Source organism: Microcoleus sp. S13_C5 (genome assembly GCF_036700845.1).
Taxonomy (GTDB): Bacteria; Cyanobacteriota; Cyanobacteriia; order Cyanobacteriales; family Microcoleaceae; genus Microcoleus.
In genome coordinates, this window is record NZ_JAUBPR010000070.1 from 20,270 (window position 1) to 35,028 (window position 14,759).

At 47.7% G+C, this 14,759-nt stretch carries 15 protein-coding genes; 5 read left to right on the top strand and 10 right to left on the bottom strand.

The features are described 5' to 3' along the window. Positions 1-65: 65 nt before the first annotated feature. The 3 genes from QUA04_RS18345 to QUA04_RS18355 all read right to left on the bottom strand — a co-directional run bounded on the left by QUA04_RS18345 (position 66) and on the right by QUA04_RS18355 (position 4,812). Positions 66-2,738 (bottom strand): calcium-binding protein, encoded by a 2,673-nt coding sequence (locus QUA04_RS18345; protein ID WP_333258936.1) that lies wholly within the window; start codon positions 2,736-2,738, stop codon positions 66-68. A 128-nt stretch (positions 2,739-2,866) separates the two neighbouring features. Beyond that, positions 2,867-3,544, bottom strand: a complete 678-nt coding sequence (locus QUA04_RS18350) for a response regulator transcription factor (RefSeq protein ID WP_333258938.1) — start codon at positions 3,542-3,544, stop codon at positions 2,867-2,869. Between the two features lie 242 nt (positions 3,545-3,786). After that, on the bottom strand, positions 3,787-4,812 hold the full coding sequence (locus tag QUA04_RS18355; RefSeq protein ID WP_333258939.1) for a response regulator: 1,026 nt from the start codon (positions 4,810-4,812) through the stop codon (positions 3,787-3,789). A 484-nt stretch (positions 4,813-5,296) separates the two neighbouring features. Between QUA04_RS18355 and QUA04_RS18360 the strand changes: the two genes are divergently transcribed. Then, on the top strand, positions 5,297-7,714 hold the full coding sequence (locus tag QUA04_RS18360; RefSeq protein ID WP_333258942.1) for a c-type heme family protein: 2,418 nt from the start codon (positions 5,297-5,299) through the stop codon (positions 7,712-7,714). 51 nt (positions 7,715-7,765) lie between these two features. Here the strand turns inward: QUA04_RS18360 and QUA04_RS18365 are convergent, their stop codons facing one another. From QUA04_RS18365 to QUA04_RS18395, 7 genes are all read right to left on the bottom strand, one after another. Next, positions 7,766-10,018, bottom strand: a complete 2,253-nt coding sequence (locus QUA04_RS18365; protein WP_333258943.1) for a transglycosylase domain-containing protein — start codon at positions 10,016-10,018, stop codon at positions 7,766-7,768. 336 nt (positions 10,019-10,354) lie between these two features. Beyond that, positions 10,355-10,477, bottom strand: coding sequence for a photosystem II reaction center protein J (locus QUA04_RS18370; protein WP_006635506.1), 123 nt, complete (start codon positions 10,475-10,477; stop codon positions 10,355-10,357). 69 nt (positions 10,478-10,546) lie between these two features. Then, positions 10,547-10,669: a photosystem II reaction center protein L gene (locus QUA04_RS18375; RefSeq protein ID WP_172190234.1), complete on the bottom strand. Its 123-nt coding sequence runs from the start codon at positions 10,667-10,669 to the stop codon at positions 10,547-10,549. A 9-nt stretch (positions 10,670-10,678) separates the two neighbouring features. Further along, on the bottom strand, positions 10,679-10,816 hold the full coding sequence (gene psbF / locus QUA04_RS18380) for a cytochrome b559 subunit beta (RefSeq protein ID WP_006635504.1): 138 nt from the start codon (positions 10,814-10,816) through the stop codon (positions 10,679-10,681). 20 nt (positions 10,817-10,836) lie between these two features. Then, the gene (gene psbE / locus QUA04_RS18385) at positions 10,837-11,085 is read right to left on the bottom strand and encodes a cytochrome b559 subunit alpha (protein WP_333146115.1); all 249 of its coding nucleotides are present in this window, start codon (positions 11,083-11,085) and stop codon (positions 10,837-10,839) included. Between the two features lie 56 nt (positions 11,086-11,141). Then, entirely contained in the window at positions 11,142-12,155 is a 1,014-nt protein-coding gene (locus tag QUA04_RS18390; protein WP_333258946.1) for a photosynthesis system II assembly factor Ycf48, read from the bottom strand. After that, positions 12,142-12,477, bottom strand: a complete 336-nt coding sequence (locus QUA04_RS18395) for a rubredoxin (RefSeq protein ID WP_333178255.1) — start codon at positions 12,475-12,477, stop codon at positions 12,142-12,144. Before QUA04_RS18395 ends, QUA04_RS18390 begins: the two co-directional genes overlap by 14 nt. A gap of 162 nt (positions 12,478-12,639) precedes the next feature. On the opposite strand from QUA04_RS18395, the gene ndhC reads away from it, so the two are divergent. The 4 genes from ndhC to QUA04_RS18415 all read left to right on the top strand — a co-directional run bounded on the left by ndhC (position 12,640) and on the right by QUA04_RS18415 (position 14,702). Beyond that, the gene (gene ndhC, locus QUA04_RS18400) at positions 12,640-13,002 is read left to right on the top strand and encodes a photosynthetic/respiratory NAD(P)H-quinone oxidoreductase subunit C (protein ID WP_006635500.1); all 363 of its coding nucleotides are present in this window, start codon (positions 12,640-12,642) and stop codon (positions 13,000-13,002) included. After that, positions 12,993-13,715 carry a photosynthetic/respiratory NAD(P)H-quinone oxidoreductase subunit K gene (gene ndhK / locus QUA04_RS18405; RefSeq protein ID WP_190736118.1) on the top strand — a complete coding sequence of 241 codons (723 nt, stop codon included), beginning with the start codon at positions 12,993-12,995 and terminating at the stop codon, positions 13,713-13,715. Before ndhC ends, ndhK begins: the two co-directional genes overlap by 10 nt. Then, a complete protein-coding gene (locus QUA04_RS18410) occupies positions 13,708-14,211 on the top strand; it encodes an NAD(P)H-quinone oxidoreductase subunit J (protein ID WP_333165880.1) in 504 nt (167 codons plus the stop codon). Before ndhK ends, QUA04_RS18410 begins: the two co-directional genes overlap by 8 nt. A 152-nt stretch (positions 14,212-14,363) precedes the next feature. Then, positions 14,364-14,702, top strand: coding sequence for a hypothetical protein (locus QUA04_RS18415; RefSeq protein WP_333258948.1), 339 nt, complete (start codon positions 14,364-14,366; stop codon positions 14,700-14,702). Positions 14,703-14,759: the final 57 nt, after the last annotated feature.

The following is a 14,759-nucleotide window of genomic DNA, read 5'->3' on the forward strand; positions in this document are numbered from 1 at the left end:
CACGATCGCCCCATGACATTTGTCACGGGGCGATCATCGCTATAGTGTGCTTGCGGAAGTCCTAATTAAGCAAGAGCGAAAATGTCGTTATTAGTCATAGCCAGACCCGTTGATAAAGTAGCGATTTGGGTTTGAGTGGCTCCGCCCAAACCATCAATATCAAAGAACAGCGCCCCGGTTTGTGAGTTATAGATAAAGCGATCGCTCGTATTTTGAGCAGAAGCACCGATGGCGAATTGGCTAGCTGCGATCGCGCTTCCCGCCGTCAATCCACCTCCAAACCCAGTCGCCGAAACCTGAATCGTATCATCTACAACTAAAAAGTCTGCAATCTGGTCAACGCCTTCGTTGGGAGAGTTGAAACGGAAATTGTCAGCACCCGCACCTCCGGTTAGTTGGTCATTGCCAGCACCGCCAGTGAGGGTATCACCGCCAGTACCCCCCAGCAACACATCAGCATATTGAGTACCCGTCACGTTAAACTGTTCGATATTGCTGTAATTGAGGACAATACTGCCATTTAAGCGGCTGAAGATGGCATTTTGACTGTTGTATCCCACGTGTACGCCAGCGCCATTATTCAACTGGCTGTAGTTTGCAACTAAAGTGTCATTGCCAGCACCACCATCGACGTTCGCATCTGTATCGATTAGAAGATCGTCGCCCGCACCTCCCGTTATTAAGTCATTGGCCGCACCACCTGTGAGAGTATCGCTGCTAGCACCACCCCGCAGCACATCGGCATATTGAGTACCCGTCACGTTAAACTGTTCGATATTGCTGTAATTGAGTGTCGGATCGCCGTTAATCCGGGTGTAGATCGCCTCTGCATTGTTGTATGCTACATCCACGCCAGCACCATTATTCATCTGGCTGTAATCTGCCACTAAAGTATCGGTATCAGCACCCCCATTCACAACACCATTTGTATTAGTGAGAATATCGTTCCCTGTACCGCCAAGTAAGGTATTATTTCCCAGCCCACCATTGAGAATATCATTACCAGAATCACCATTGATAAAATCATTTCCCGATTCACCCTTGATGGCATCGTTTCCAGCACCACCATTGATAATATCATTTCCATCATTTTCATAGTTTGGCTCTAACTTTTCGATGTAATACGAGTTTTGGTTGGAACCTCCAAAGATCGTGTCATTTCCATCCCCACCTTGAATCACATCATCGCCATAGTAGCCAAAAACTTCGTCATCCCCTCCATTTGCCTGAATATTATCGTTAGCAAATGTCGATCGTCCCGCACCGATAATCTCTGTGACAGAAGTATTGTTGTCTCCAACGATCGGAGTCTTTGTAAACGTCCCGATCGTCGAACCTTGAATTAAGTCTGCGACGAGCCCTTTAAATTGGAGATCGGTGATGCTAACATTCGTATAGGTATTGGCAATAAAAGCAACATTCTTGAATTGTTCGAGTCCCGGATTGCGAACGGACAAAAAGACTCCACCGCCTTGTCCCTCAACGAGATCGACCTGATAAAAATAATTGGCAGCAGGTAATTGGGGTAACACGATGTTATCTAGACCAATCTGAAAATCATTAATGTAGATGACATCTCGCGTTCCTGACGGAGAAACTTTGCCCCAATCGGCAGTACCGTAGTGTTTGACAGCTTGGTTCGTCTTGGTAATCTGTTGGTCGATCTGAGCTTGCAATTCCTTTTGGTCTAAATAAGTATCGACACCCGTTTGAGCTAAGGAAGTCCAAAAGTTGAAGAGCGACCCCACGACCGGAACTGCACCCACACCTGCACCTACAGCAGCAAAAGCCACGTCGATACCCACTCGCTTCCAATCGGGACCGTTATTTTCAGGCAAAGTAATCGCATTGACAAAATTACCCAGTTTGGCAGTATCAAACTCAAAGCCCAGATTAATCTCATTTTTGAGATCTACGATGAAGGTATCTGCACCCCGACCGCCATACAGTTGTTTGGTGGCACCTTTAATATCAGCAACTGTATACAGATAGTCGTCTCCTTCTCCGCCGCTCAAAGTATCGGAACCACTAACATCTAATAGTCGATCGTTGCCAGCACCCCCTTCGAGAACGTCATTGCCACCACGACCATCGAGGACATCATCACCATTTTGACCGCTCAGGTAATCTAATAAATCCGTTCCCGTAAAATTGAGCGTTTCAATGCCATTATGAGTGAGAATAACACTGCCATCATCCCGCCGCCGGACGGTGTTTTCTCCCTTCAATCCTAAATGAACCCCGTAAGTAATTGAAGATGATTGATTGTAGTCCGCCGTGAGTGTATCAGTACCAGAACCTCCTGAAAAAACACCTTTTAGTCCAAAGAGAGCATCATTTCCGGCGCCACCTTCCAGGGTAACATTCTTCATCCCGCCATCCAGAATGTCATTGTATTGAGTTCCGGTAACATTTAACGCCTCAATATCACTGTCGAAGCCAAGAAGATAGGTGCGAGGTTCGATCGCTTGAATTCCCGGAAAATTCCCAGTTGCATTGAGGTGAATTCCAGATCCATAATTAGATTGGCTGTAGTTGGAGATTAAGGTATCAGTACCGCTCAATCCGTCAATTTTATACGACTCTGTTGCGATAAAAACATCGTCACCATCTTCACCATTGAGAACATCGCCTGCTCCGCCATAAACGGTATCATTTCCCGATCGTGCCCAGATGTAATCTGCTTCTTGTCCGCCCGTCAGGACATCATTTCCCGGTGTTCCAAAAACGTTACTCATCTCATTTCTCCTTTGGTTTAGTTCTAGAGTGTGTCTGTGAGGTTTCCCTCGGTTTGTATAGTTCTAGGTTATTGCCAAGGAGAGAGGTTCTGGATCTGAAAATTGTCATGTCTGACCCATGACAAATGTCACGATCGCGAGTTTTCCAGCCAAGCAAGAAAGGAATTAGCAACGAGTGCTGCTTGAGTGCGATCGCGTAAATTTAATCGCGCCAGAATATGAGTGATATGATTTCTGACCGTTCCTTCAGATAAAAATAACGTTTGAGCAATTTCGCGATTGCTAGACCCTTTAGCAATTAACAGCAGCACTTCTCGTTCTCTAGATGTCAGTTCGGTCATGCCTGGTGGCAGTTCGAGGTTGTCTCGTTTGGGTATACTCACTTGGGCGACCATCTTTTCCAAAATGCCAGGACCAAATTGAGTGTAACCTTTATAAATGCAGTGAATTGCTTCAATTAATTCTGCAGCAGGCGTGTCCTTAAGGACATATCCTTTGGCTCCATAGCGAATCGCTTCGGCAATATATTGCGTGTCGTTAAATGTCGTCAAAATGAGAATTTTTGTATCGGGATATTTCTGACAGATGTGTTGAGTTGCCTCCACCCCATCCATAATCGGCATCTGGATATCCATCAGCACGACATCGGGCGGTAAAAATTGGGTATGCAATACTTCGAGTTGTTCGATCGCTCGCTGTCCGTTGTTTGCTTCCCCGACGATTTGTAAATCGGGCTGAGTCTCCAACAACGCTTTTAAACCGCTGCGAATGAGTTCTCGATCTTCAACCAATAATATGCGAATCATAATAGTTAATAGTTTAATTTGAAAGTGGAAAGTTATAATTTATATTACTTTTGGTTGCATCGTAATGATATTAAACCACAGAGGACGCAGAGGAGGCAGAGAAATGGGAGAGAAAGTCATCATGCCGATGCTAGGGGATTTGATATTATTAGGAGTGCAGATATCTTGCTTGCGCGTATTTTATAGCCCACGTGCGGTTTACAACATTGACGCTTGTTATGTTAATCATTACCAATTATCAATTACCAATTACCCATCACTGGAAAATAAGCATTAATACAACATCCTCGAGCGCGTTCGCTGGAAATTTCCAAAGATCCGCCTAAAGCCGCCACTCGCTCCTGCATTCCCTGAAGTCCAAAACCCGATCGACTCTCACCCATTTGAAAGCCTTTACCATTATCCTGAAGCTTGAGAAAAATTCCGGCCGGATTCGATTCAATCTGAAGCTGTACCGTTGTTGCTGCTGCATACTTGCAGATATTAGTCAACCCCTCTTGCACGATTCGATAGATGGCAATATTGATAGCATGGGAAACAGATCGATCGAGGTGAATCTGACAGTTGGGCTGTATGCTAGTGGTTTGGTGAAAGGCTTGAATTAAATGCGCGATCGCCTCTGTCAATCCCTTTCCTTGCAACGGATCGTCCCGCATGGCTGACACCGATTGCCTCACGGCTTGCAGTGCCTCGGAACCGAGTTGTTTGGCTTTCACGAGAAACGGATATGCTTGGTGTGGATGTTCGTTCCACATCGTCAGTGCCGTTTCCATCTGCAGGTTGAGCGCCACCAGCGAATGACCTAAAGAATCGTGAATATCGCGAGCAATCCGATTGCGTTCCTGCTCGATCGCCAGATCTTCAATCTGCATTTGCAAGCGGCGAATCGTCAATTGATGCGCTACTCTAGCACAAACTTCTTCGATTTGAAAGGGTTTGGTAATATAGTCCGCTCCACCCACCGCAAACGCTTTCACCTTATCGAATACTTCATTGAGCGCACTGATAAAAATTACCGGAATATTCTGGATTTGGGGATTAGCTTTCAAGTGCTGACACACTTCATACCCATCCATTTGGGGCATCATGATATCCAGTAAAATCAAATCGGGGGGTTGCGCTTGCACGCCTCTTAATGCCATTGCCCCACTCTTGACGATGCGAACTTCATAACCTTGCTGCGCCAGCATCTCGGACAGCAGATGAAGATTTTCTATGGTATCGTCTACGATGAGAATATCTGCACTTGGGGGTTGAGGGGCCTTCATCAGAAATATGGGTTAGAAACCCCGTCCTTTTAGGACGGCTTTACATTGAGTTAAAACTTTTGTGGGGTGGAGGGGTATGGTTGCTCCTCCGGCGAGGTATGGTTGCCTCAATCTCCTTTCGGAGTTAAAGTTAGCACGCGCCTTTGTTTAGTGAGCTTGTTAGGCTGAAAGCACTGTCCCTGTTACCTTAGAACTGTTTAACCTTCAGCGACAGAGCAAGGAACTAGCTACGCATTCGCCCGGTGTCGTGACTCAAAAAACGTAGTCAGTTAAGACGATGGCCCGTCAGAACGGCTTGTCAGATTTCTCTTTCAAGCCTCATGCCTTCAGGCTGAGGTTCCTGACACTATCGCACAAGGGACGGGAGAACAATTTTTCCGAATTCCTGTTCCCTCTAAATCAAAGTTAACCTTCAATTGACCTGTTTAACAAAAAACATCTCGAACAAAAAAATATAACCCGATCGAAAGCGGAGATAGAGATAATGCTGGGCAGACTAAAACTCGGATCGCAATTTACCTTTTTGCTTGCCCTGGTTTTTCTGACAGGTATCTTGCTGAGTGGGTTCACCCTTTGGAATACCCTACGACACGCGGCAGAAGAAGAGATTACCACGCGGGCAAGCATTTTGATGGAGACGATCGACTCTGCCCGAAACTACACGATCCATCATGTCAGTCCGCTTCTACAAAATAGTCTCGACACTAAGTCCACATTTCTGCCGGAAGCCATTCCCGCCTTTGCAGCGCGGGAAATTTTTGAACGATTTCGCGATCTCCCCGACTACCACGGCTTTTTCTACAAAGAAGCAGCCCCCAACCCCTCGAATATCCGCGATCGAGCCGATCGATTTGAAACCGAAATCGTCGAACAGTTTCGCCGTCAGCCGGATCTTTCAGAACTTTCGGGCTACCGAAAAACCGCAGGATCGACCCTATTTTACATCGCCCGACCCCTGGCAATGAAAGAAGCCAGTTGCCTGCAATGTCACGGCAAGCCAGCCGATGCGCCTAAAGGTCAAATTGCCATTTACGGCGATCGAACTGGTTTTGGCTGGAAGTTAGATGAAGTGGTTGCCACCCAAATGATTTACGTTCCTGCTGATGAAGTTTTTGCCCACAGCCGCCGGAATATGGTGCCGGTGATGAGCATTTTTATGGCGATGTTTGCGGTGGCTGTGTTATCGATTAACAGGTGGTTGAAGGGGCGAGTGATTCAACCACTGAAGCAACTGACTGCGATCGCTCATCAAGTCAGTGCGCGGCCCATTACCGCAGAACAAGTGGGCGCATTTAACGTGCCGGAAATTGCCAAAGTGGCACAACGAGGGGACGAACCGGGACAACTAGCCCGCACGTTTCAGGATATGGCCCACGAAGTCAGCGCCCGCGAACGCAATCTCAGCCAAGCTGTCGAACAGCGCACGGCGCAATTGGCAGATAGCATGAAAGAAGCCGAGAAAGCTAAAGCCAAAGCCGAAGCTGCCGATCGGGCGAAGAGTCAGTTTTTGGCTAACATGAGTCACGAGTTACGAACCCCACTCAACGCTATCCTCGGTTTTACCCAATTGATGTTGCGATCTCGAAGCGATTCTGCTGGAGTAACTAACCTCGCGCCGCAGACGCAACAGCGATATTTGGATACGATTAATCGCAGTGGGGAACATCTACTGGCGTTGATTAATAATGTCTTGGAAATGTCTAAGATCGAAGCGGGACGGGTAACATTTCAAGCAACGGATTTCGACCTCTTTGCGCTTCTAGATACGCTACAACAAATGTTCCGTTTGAAAGCCGAGGCAAAGGGTTTGCAACTGAAGTTTGAACGCTCAAGCGATGTGCCTCAGTTCGTTCGCACCGATGAAGCTAAACTGCGTCAGGTGTTAATTAATTTGCTCGGTAATGCCATTAAGTTTACCCAAGCCGGAAGTGTCGCGCTACGAGTAGATTTAGGAGTAGAGTGGAGCCAGAAGAATTGTACGATCCACTTCACCGTAGCAGACACGGGGCTCGGCATTGCCCCTTCGGAATTCGATCGCCTATTCGAGCCCTTCGTCCAAACTGCAACCGGACTGCATTCTCAAGAGGGAACAGGACTGGGATTGTCTATTAGCCGCAAACTCGTACAACTCATGGGAGGCGAGATTATCGTTGAGAGTACCCCAGGCAAAGGCAGCATCTTCCGGTTTCAGATTCAAGTGGAGTTGGCGGCAGATAAGGCGATCAAGTCACCGGAACCGGAACGATCGATTGTCGGACTGGCTACCGGACAAACTCCCTATCGAATTCTTGTTGTTGACGATAAACTTGAAAATCGCCAACTGTTAGTGGAATTACTAATCCCGATCGGATTTGAGGTGCAAACAGCTACCAACGGACAAGAGGCGATGGCGCTAGTGCAAAGCTTTTCACCCCACCTAATTTGGATGGATATTCGGATGCCTGTAATGGATGGATATGCCGTCACCCTACAGATAAAAGCTAGCGATCTCCCCCCTCCCATCATCATTGCCCTCACCAGCAGCGCTTTTGAAGAAGATCGTCAAACTGCCCTCGCCGCTGGATTTGACGATTTCGTGCGAAAACCGTTTCGTGCTGAAACAATCTTGGCTAAAATGGCAGAACATCTGGGGGTTCGCTACGTTTATGTCGAGGACAAGCCGCTTTCTTCCCCATCCCTTCGCCCTCTGACTGCTTCGGATCTGACAGGAATGCCAGCAGCTTGGATCGAACAGTTGCATCAAGCCGCGATCGAACTCAATATAAAGAAAATTCGCAAGTTAATTGCACAAATCCCGCCCGATCGTGCTGACCTCACCAACGCCCTCAACGATTTAGCCGATCGTCTGTGTTATGAAGACATCATTGCCCTAACCGTTCCTCCAACTGCAGATCGAGGCTAATTAATGAATGCGGACTAATGACTACTAACTGCTGACTGCTGACTAATGATTTCAACGCGCCACCTGGCGCATATACTCCCCCCACAACAGAGCGGCATTTGCACTACCTCCGGCAGTCGGAGAATTATCATCATTTCCCAACCAAACTCCTGTCACCAGTTGCTGACTCGGAATATAACCGACAAACCACAAATCTCTATTATCATTAGTCGTGCCTGTTTTTCCAGCTTCTCCCAACCCCAAAGCAGCACTGCTACCCGTACCTCCCCGCACAACACCTTGCAGCATATCCGTCATCGTATCCGCTACGGCTTCAGACACTAACTGCCGATTGGCAATGCCATCTTTTTGATAGTCATAAATCACCCGGCAACTGTTAAAATCATTTCTATCTTTGCAATCACTGCTGTCAATAATTCGCTTAATTACGTGGGGACGATTTCCCAAACCTCGATTGGCCAAAACCCCGAAAGCACCCGTTAATTGCAACACATTAACTTCACTTTCACCTAATACTAAACCCGGGTTAGAACGCAGTTCAGAAGTAATCCCCAAACGTCTAGCCATTTGCACTACATTTTCTAAACCGACCTCCTGTGCTACCCTCAATGCAATTGCATTTTCCGACAACGCCAAGCCGCGATACATATCCGCACTGCCGCTGGTTCTTTCGCAGCCACTGTAACTTTGTCCGCCCCAGGAAAGGGGGGCGCAAGAATAAGTTTTGCTGGCTGGTATTCCGCGTTCCAGGGCGGCTGCATAGGTGAAAATCTTAAATGTAGAACCGGGCTGTCTCAAAGCTTCGGTAGCCCGATTAAACTGACTTTTCAAGTAATCTACGCCCCCAACTAAAGCTAAGACTTCCCCGGTTGCAGTATTGAGAGTTACCACGGCTCCTTGAGAAAAACCTGCACTGGCTCCCGCATTTTCAACAGCATTTCTGAGGGAACTTTCCGCCAACTTTTGCAGGCCGGGATTCAAACCTGTTTCTACAATAAAATTGCCTTCTCTGGCTAACTGCTCTCCTAGCAAAAACTCCAATTCGTCAAATACATAACTGTAGAAATAAGGAGCGATCGTACTTTGCAGATATTGGCGAGCTTTGGGATTGATATCAATTCGCGATCGCCTCGCGCGATCGGCTTCTTCCTGAGAAATCGTCCCCAGTGCCCGCATCCGTTCGATCACTCGATCGCGGTACTGCACCGCCAACTGATAATTTTGAATCGGATTAAAACTGTTTGGCGCCGGCAAAATGCCCGCCAAAGTTGCCGCCTCTGACAAAGTTAAATCCTTGGCAGACTTGCCAAAATAAAACCGAGACGCATCCTCAAAACCGTAAAGGTCAATTCCCAAAAACACCCGATTTAAATAAGTCAGCAACAGCTCGTCTTTGCTGTAATAATTCTCCAGTTTTAAGGCAACTACTGCTTCCCGGAACTTGCGTCCCGCCGAATCTTGAGTTCCCACATAATCTCGGAACAAACTCCTCGCTAACTGCTGCGTCACAGTGCTGCCGCCTTCGCGAATTCCTCCCCCGCGAACATTGGTCAAAAGCGCCCGCAAAACCCCGATCGGATCTACCCCTAAATGCCAATTGTAGCGACTGTCTTCCGATGCAAGTACCGCCTTGGATAAATAAGGCGAAAAATCCTGCAATTTTTTTAATTCTAAGTGAGCGTTATTCTGAGGAGGACGTAGGGGAGTTTGTCCGTCGCGGGCGTAAACAATCACGGGGCCATTGATACTTCTCGGCAGAGGCCGCACGTGAAACTTGGTCGATTCCATCCCTACCAACACGGCAATCAAAGCGGTGATTCCGCTGACGCCGTAAAAGCTGTAACGCACCAGTTCCAAATACCAAGGCGGCGGATATACGAATTGAATTCTAACAGCGGCGGCTAGTTCCGGTGGCCCTAAAGTGAACACGTCTCCGTGACGCAGGGACATACTTTTAACTCGCCTTTTGCCATTGTAAATGCCGTTTGTGGAGTCTTCATCTTTGATGACAAAAGGAGTCCGCCGCCGACTATCCCGCGACAGGGATAAGTGCACGTGACTGACAACGGGATTGCGAACTACAATATCTGAAGATTTTGACGATCGACCTAACAAATATCGATCGCCCAACAGCGGATAAACCTCAGCTTTAGCTGCACCCGCATCCTGTACCCACAGTTCGGGTACTTTGGCATTAGGTTTCAGCGCTAGCTGGTTAAAATTAACCTTAGCAATAGTCTGGACTGCTTGGGTAATCGCACCCAAGACGGTTTGAGGTTTGCGGGGCGGCGGCGGTGGGGTCATATTTCGCTGTGCACTACGATCGAGCGATCGGCTCTTGCACCATTCTACTCGCAACTTTTGGCTAATTTCAGGATCTGCCCCACAGAAGGAGGCGATGTCGGCTAGTGGCGATCTATTTTGGGGTGATTGGTGAACCCGCCCGGCATCCGTTTATTGAGCAAATCTCTACCCAACCACAAAAAATCCCGCTATCACGAGATAATTAAACTATCATAAACTTGCCTAAAAATCAACACTTTAGATTAAATTTATCCCTGATTTACCAACACACTTGGCATAATTAAAACCCCCCTTTTTTCAAGGGGGGTTAAAAGCCGAAAATCAGCTTGATTCTCCTTACATCGAAGAACCCAAACCGGCATAAGCACCGTAGAAGAAAAGACTCACAATGCTCAGAACACCGAGGCCTGCGACAGTAGCTACCAGCCACAAAGGAATTCTGCCACTTTCACTAAACATAGCCATCACCTCACTAATTTACAGCTAAACACATTCGATGGAACTATCGAAAGCAAACTCAGACGCCAGTTAGTTAAAGAAATAACTGGAAAACAAAATACCCAGAGTAAAAATCAACAACAGACCCAAATAAAGAGAAGTCCGATTTAACTCAACAGGCTGCTCGTTGGGATTAGGAACGCGCTCAGGCATTGTAAACTCCTATCGTTGAATAAATTGCATTGCTGCGATCGCGCCCAAAAAGAAAATTGTTGGGACACCTAAAGTATGAACTGCCAACCAGCGCACCGTAAAAATCGGATACGAAATTGGCTCATTGTTGGGGGTTCTGCTCGTCATTTTTCCAAATCCTTGTTAAATTACTTGGCAATGAACTGATCTACTTGTTTCTTAGCTTCAAAGCGATCCGAGATAATCGGCACTTCTTCCCGCTGCTGTGTGAAATACTGGTTAGGGCGAGGAGTTCCGAAAGCATCGTAAGCCAAACCCGTTTGCACAAACAGCCATCCAGCAATAAACAAAGCCGGAATGGTGATGCTGTGAATTACCCAATAACGGATACTTGTAATAATGTCCCCAAACGGACGTTCTCCAGTTGTACCAGCCATTTAGAATCCTCCTTTCAACAACAAATTGACAGACAATCTCTATTACTATTCTACTATCAAGCAGCTTGCGCTGAACCTTGATATTTAAGTAAAGTACCGCTCGCGCCGATCACAAATCCGCGATCGGGGCCCATAAAGACAATCCTGTAAAAATTAGCGGGAACATCTTCTACTTCGCGGTCTTTTAGCCAAGTTTTCCCGCCGTCCAAACTGCACAGCAAATTGCCGCCGCCGCCGGCTACCCAAACTTCATTATCAGTCCGGTAAGCCATGTCCAGCAAACCCCAACTCGCCTTGCGATCGGGAAAAAACGGTTTTCCCCAACCTTCGGCACTTTCCGGGTCGCTAAACTGAATCTGACCACCACGGGCGAGCATCCACAAACGCCCGTCCTTGGTAAAGCCCATATTTTGCAGGCGGCGAGAACTATTGCGGTTGTGAGGTTCCCAAGCTTGTTGTCCGGGTTTCCACACCGAGTAGAAATTGCCCTTCGAGGAAACCGCAACATACTGCCCGTCTTCAGAACGGTTGATATTGCGAACTACCCCAAAAGAATCCTGCACGACAGCTTTCCAATTTTTGCCGCCGTCGGAAGTCCGGTAAATCGCCCCCACATCGGTCGTCATCTCGGCGGAATTCGGGCCCAAAGCCGCGATCGTACTCGGAGAACCGGGCAACTGACTGCTCAAAGCAATCCGCGTCCAAGACTTGCCCTCATCGTTCGTGTGGAGCAAAACAGAAGGCTGGCCGACAATCCAGCCTTCGGAACCGGAAAAACTCACCGACGCAAAACGCGACCTCGGATCGTCGATATCCAGTGCTATAGACTTCCAGCTAGTCCCACCGTCCGAGGTTTCGAGCAGAGTCGCCTCAGAACCCACAACCCAGCCGTGTTGAGGATTGCCCGTAAAGGCAATATCCTGCAAATTAGCTTCCGTCGGCAAGGAAACCACTTGCCAGGGGTTGTAACTCACAGAACCGATGGTGCTGCAACTCGTACAGATGAGCGCAGCGGCCAATAACATTACAATTCGTTGCCAAAATCTCACAATCGTTTTACTGCAAACCATACATACTAAGTAACAACAAGAAACCAACGACCAAGCCGCCAAAAATCAGCAAACTTTTCTGACCTTCGGTCATGCCGTTGACACCGACACCGTAGCGCTGATTTGCCTTAAATCCCGATACCCCTTCCATCTGACCGAGATTTTGAAACATCGACTTGCGCGCTGCACAAACGGGGCATACCCAAGTTTGGGGCAAATCTTCAAAAGCCGTGCCCGGGGCAATGCCAATTTTAGGATCGCCCTTTTTCGGATTGTAGACGTAGCCGCAGGCGCGGCACTCGTGCCGATCAAGGGTTTTAGTTTCAGTGGCTTGATCGCTCATAGCTCCAAAAGAGTAGGTAAGCTAATCTTAAAATATACATTAAAAATTATTGCAGAAGATGGATGATTAATCTCAACCAACTCGTAATTTTAGCTACCCAAAATCTATATAATGTAACAGACAAGTTACAGAACCCTTTCACCTAGGCAGTAATTATTCACCGTGTTTGCACTCAGCGGCTACGAGTATTTCTTAGGCTTCCTGTTAATTTCCAGCCTAGTTCCTATCCTCGCCCTCACGGCGTCTAAGGTACTGCGCCCCAAAAGTCGTCCCTACGACCGACGCACTACCTACGAATCAGGCGTCGAGCCGATCGGCGGAGCCTGGATTCAGTTCAACATCCGATATTATATGTTCGCCCTGGTCTTCGTCATTTTCGACGTAGAGACCGTCTTCCTCTATCCTTGGGCAGTTGCTTTCAACCAGCTAGGACTGTTGGCTTTTATCGAAGCCTTGTTTTTTATCACGATCCTCGTTATTGCTCTTGTCTATGCATGGCGCAAAGGAGCCTTGGAATGGTCTTAAGTTCTGACAAATCACAAAAAGCGCTGATCAACCCTGTAGAGCGCCCGGAAGTCACATCCCAACTCTCAGAGAACGTCATCCTGACAACAGTGGATGACCTCTACAATTGGGCGAGACTTTCGAGCCTGTGGCCGCTGCTTTTCGGCACGGCCTGCTGCTTCATTGAATTTGCAGCTTTGATCGGATCGCGCTTTGACTTCGACAGATTCGGCTTAGTACCGCGATCGAGCCCCCGGCAAGCCGACTTGATCATCACCGCCGGCACAATTACCATGAAGTACGCCCCCATCTTGGTGCGGCTGTACGAACAAATGCCGGAACCCAAATACGTCATCGCGATGGGCGCCTGCACGATCACCGGCGGAATGTTCAGCATGGACTCCACCACAGCAGTGCGCGGCGTTGACAAACTGATTCCAGTAGACGTGTACATCCCCGGCTGTCCCCCCCGCCCAGAAGCGATTATTGACGCAATTATCAAACTGCGGAAAAAAATAGCCAACAATTCCATGCAAGAACGGGCCAATTTGCTGCCAACCCACCGCTACTACACCAGACCCCACAAAATGAAAGTAGTAGACGACATTTTGGACGGCAAATACTTGTCTATTCCTGGCCGGATAGCGCCGCCGAAGGAATTGACGGAAGCAATGGGAATGCCTGTACCGCCGGCCCTGCTTGCAGGACAAAAACAGGAGGTAAACCGTGGCTGAGACAGAATCTGCAATTGTTGAAGCCGGGAAGGTTTCCCAGTGGTTGACTCAGAATGGCTTTGAACACGAAGCTTTAGCGGCCGATAATTTGGGCGTGGAGATATTAAAGGTCGATCGAGACTTCTTAATTCCGATGTCAACAGCGCTGTATGCCTACGGGTTTAATTATATGCAGTGCCAGTGCGCCTACGACCAAGGGCCGGGACAAGATTTAGTCAGCGTTTACCACTTGGTTAAGCTGACAGATAATGCTTCCAAGCCTGAAGAAGTCCGCGTCAAAGTATTCGTACCCCGCGAAGATCCCAGAGTGCCATCAGTCTACTGGATTTGGAAAGCAGCCGACTTTCAAGAGCGGGAATCCTACGATATGTACGGCATTGTCTACGAAGGACATCCGAATCTGAAACGGATTTTGATGAACGAAGATTGGGTAGGCTGGCCCCTGCGGAAAGATTACATTTCCCCTGATTTTTACGAATTGCAAGACGCTTATTAAGGGAGTTTTGCGAGGGCGGGTTTAGAGCATAAAATTGGACTTTAAAAGTTGAGTTTTATGCGAAACTCGCCCTCTGTTTTTTAAATTAACGGCTTGCTAGGCTCTGCCTGGGAACCGATGTCCAAAAACGCAATTTTCACAAAATTATTCGTATGGTTTACGAAACTGCGGGTTTAATAGCTTTACTAAGTATCGTAATAATTTACCTGCAACTTCGCAGGGGTAAGAACAAACCGAATGATAACCAGCTCAAAGCACAGACAGTTGAGCTTAGGCAAATAAACAAGCAGTTACAACAAGGAAATAACCTATTTACCGCCTTTATAGTTCAAATCCTTGCAAGATTTAAGCAAACAGAGGCAGAACTCAAGGCAGCTACTACTGAGAACAATTCTTTGAAGCAGACGGTTCACAAGCTACAACAACAGTTAGCAAGCGTTGAGAGCGAAAGAGATGAAGTAAGGAAAATTTGTAGAAGTTCACGGGGTTAGCGTGGCACAAGAGAAGGAGGAATCCGACCAGAACGAGTACTCAAGACAGATTCAGTC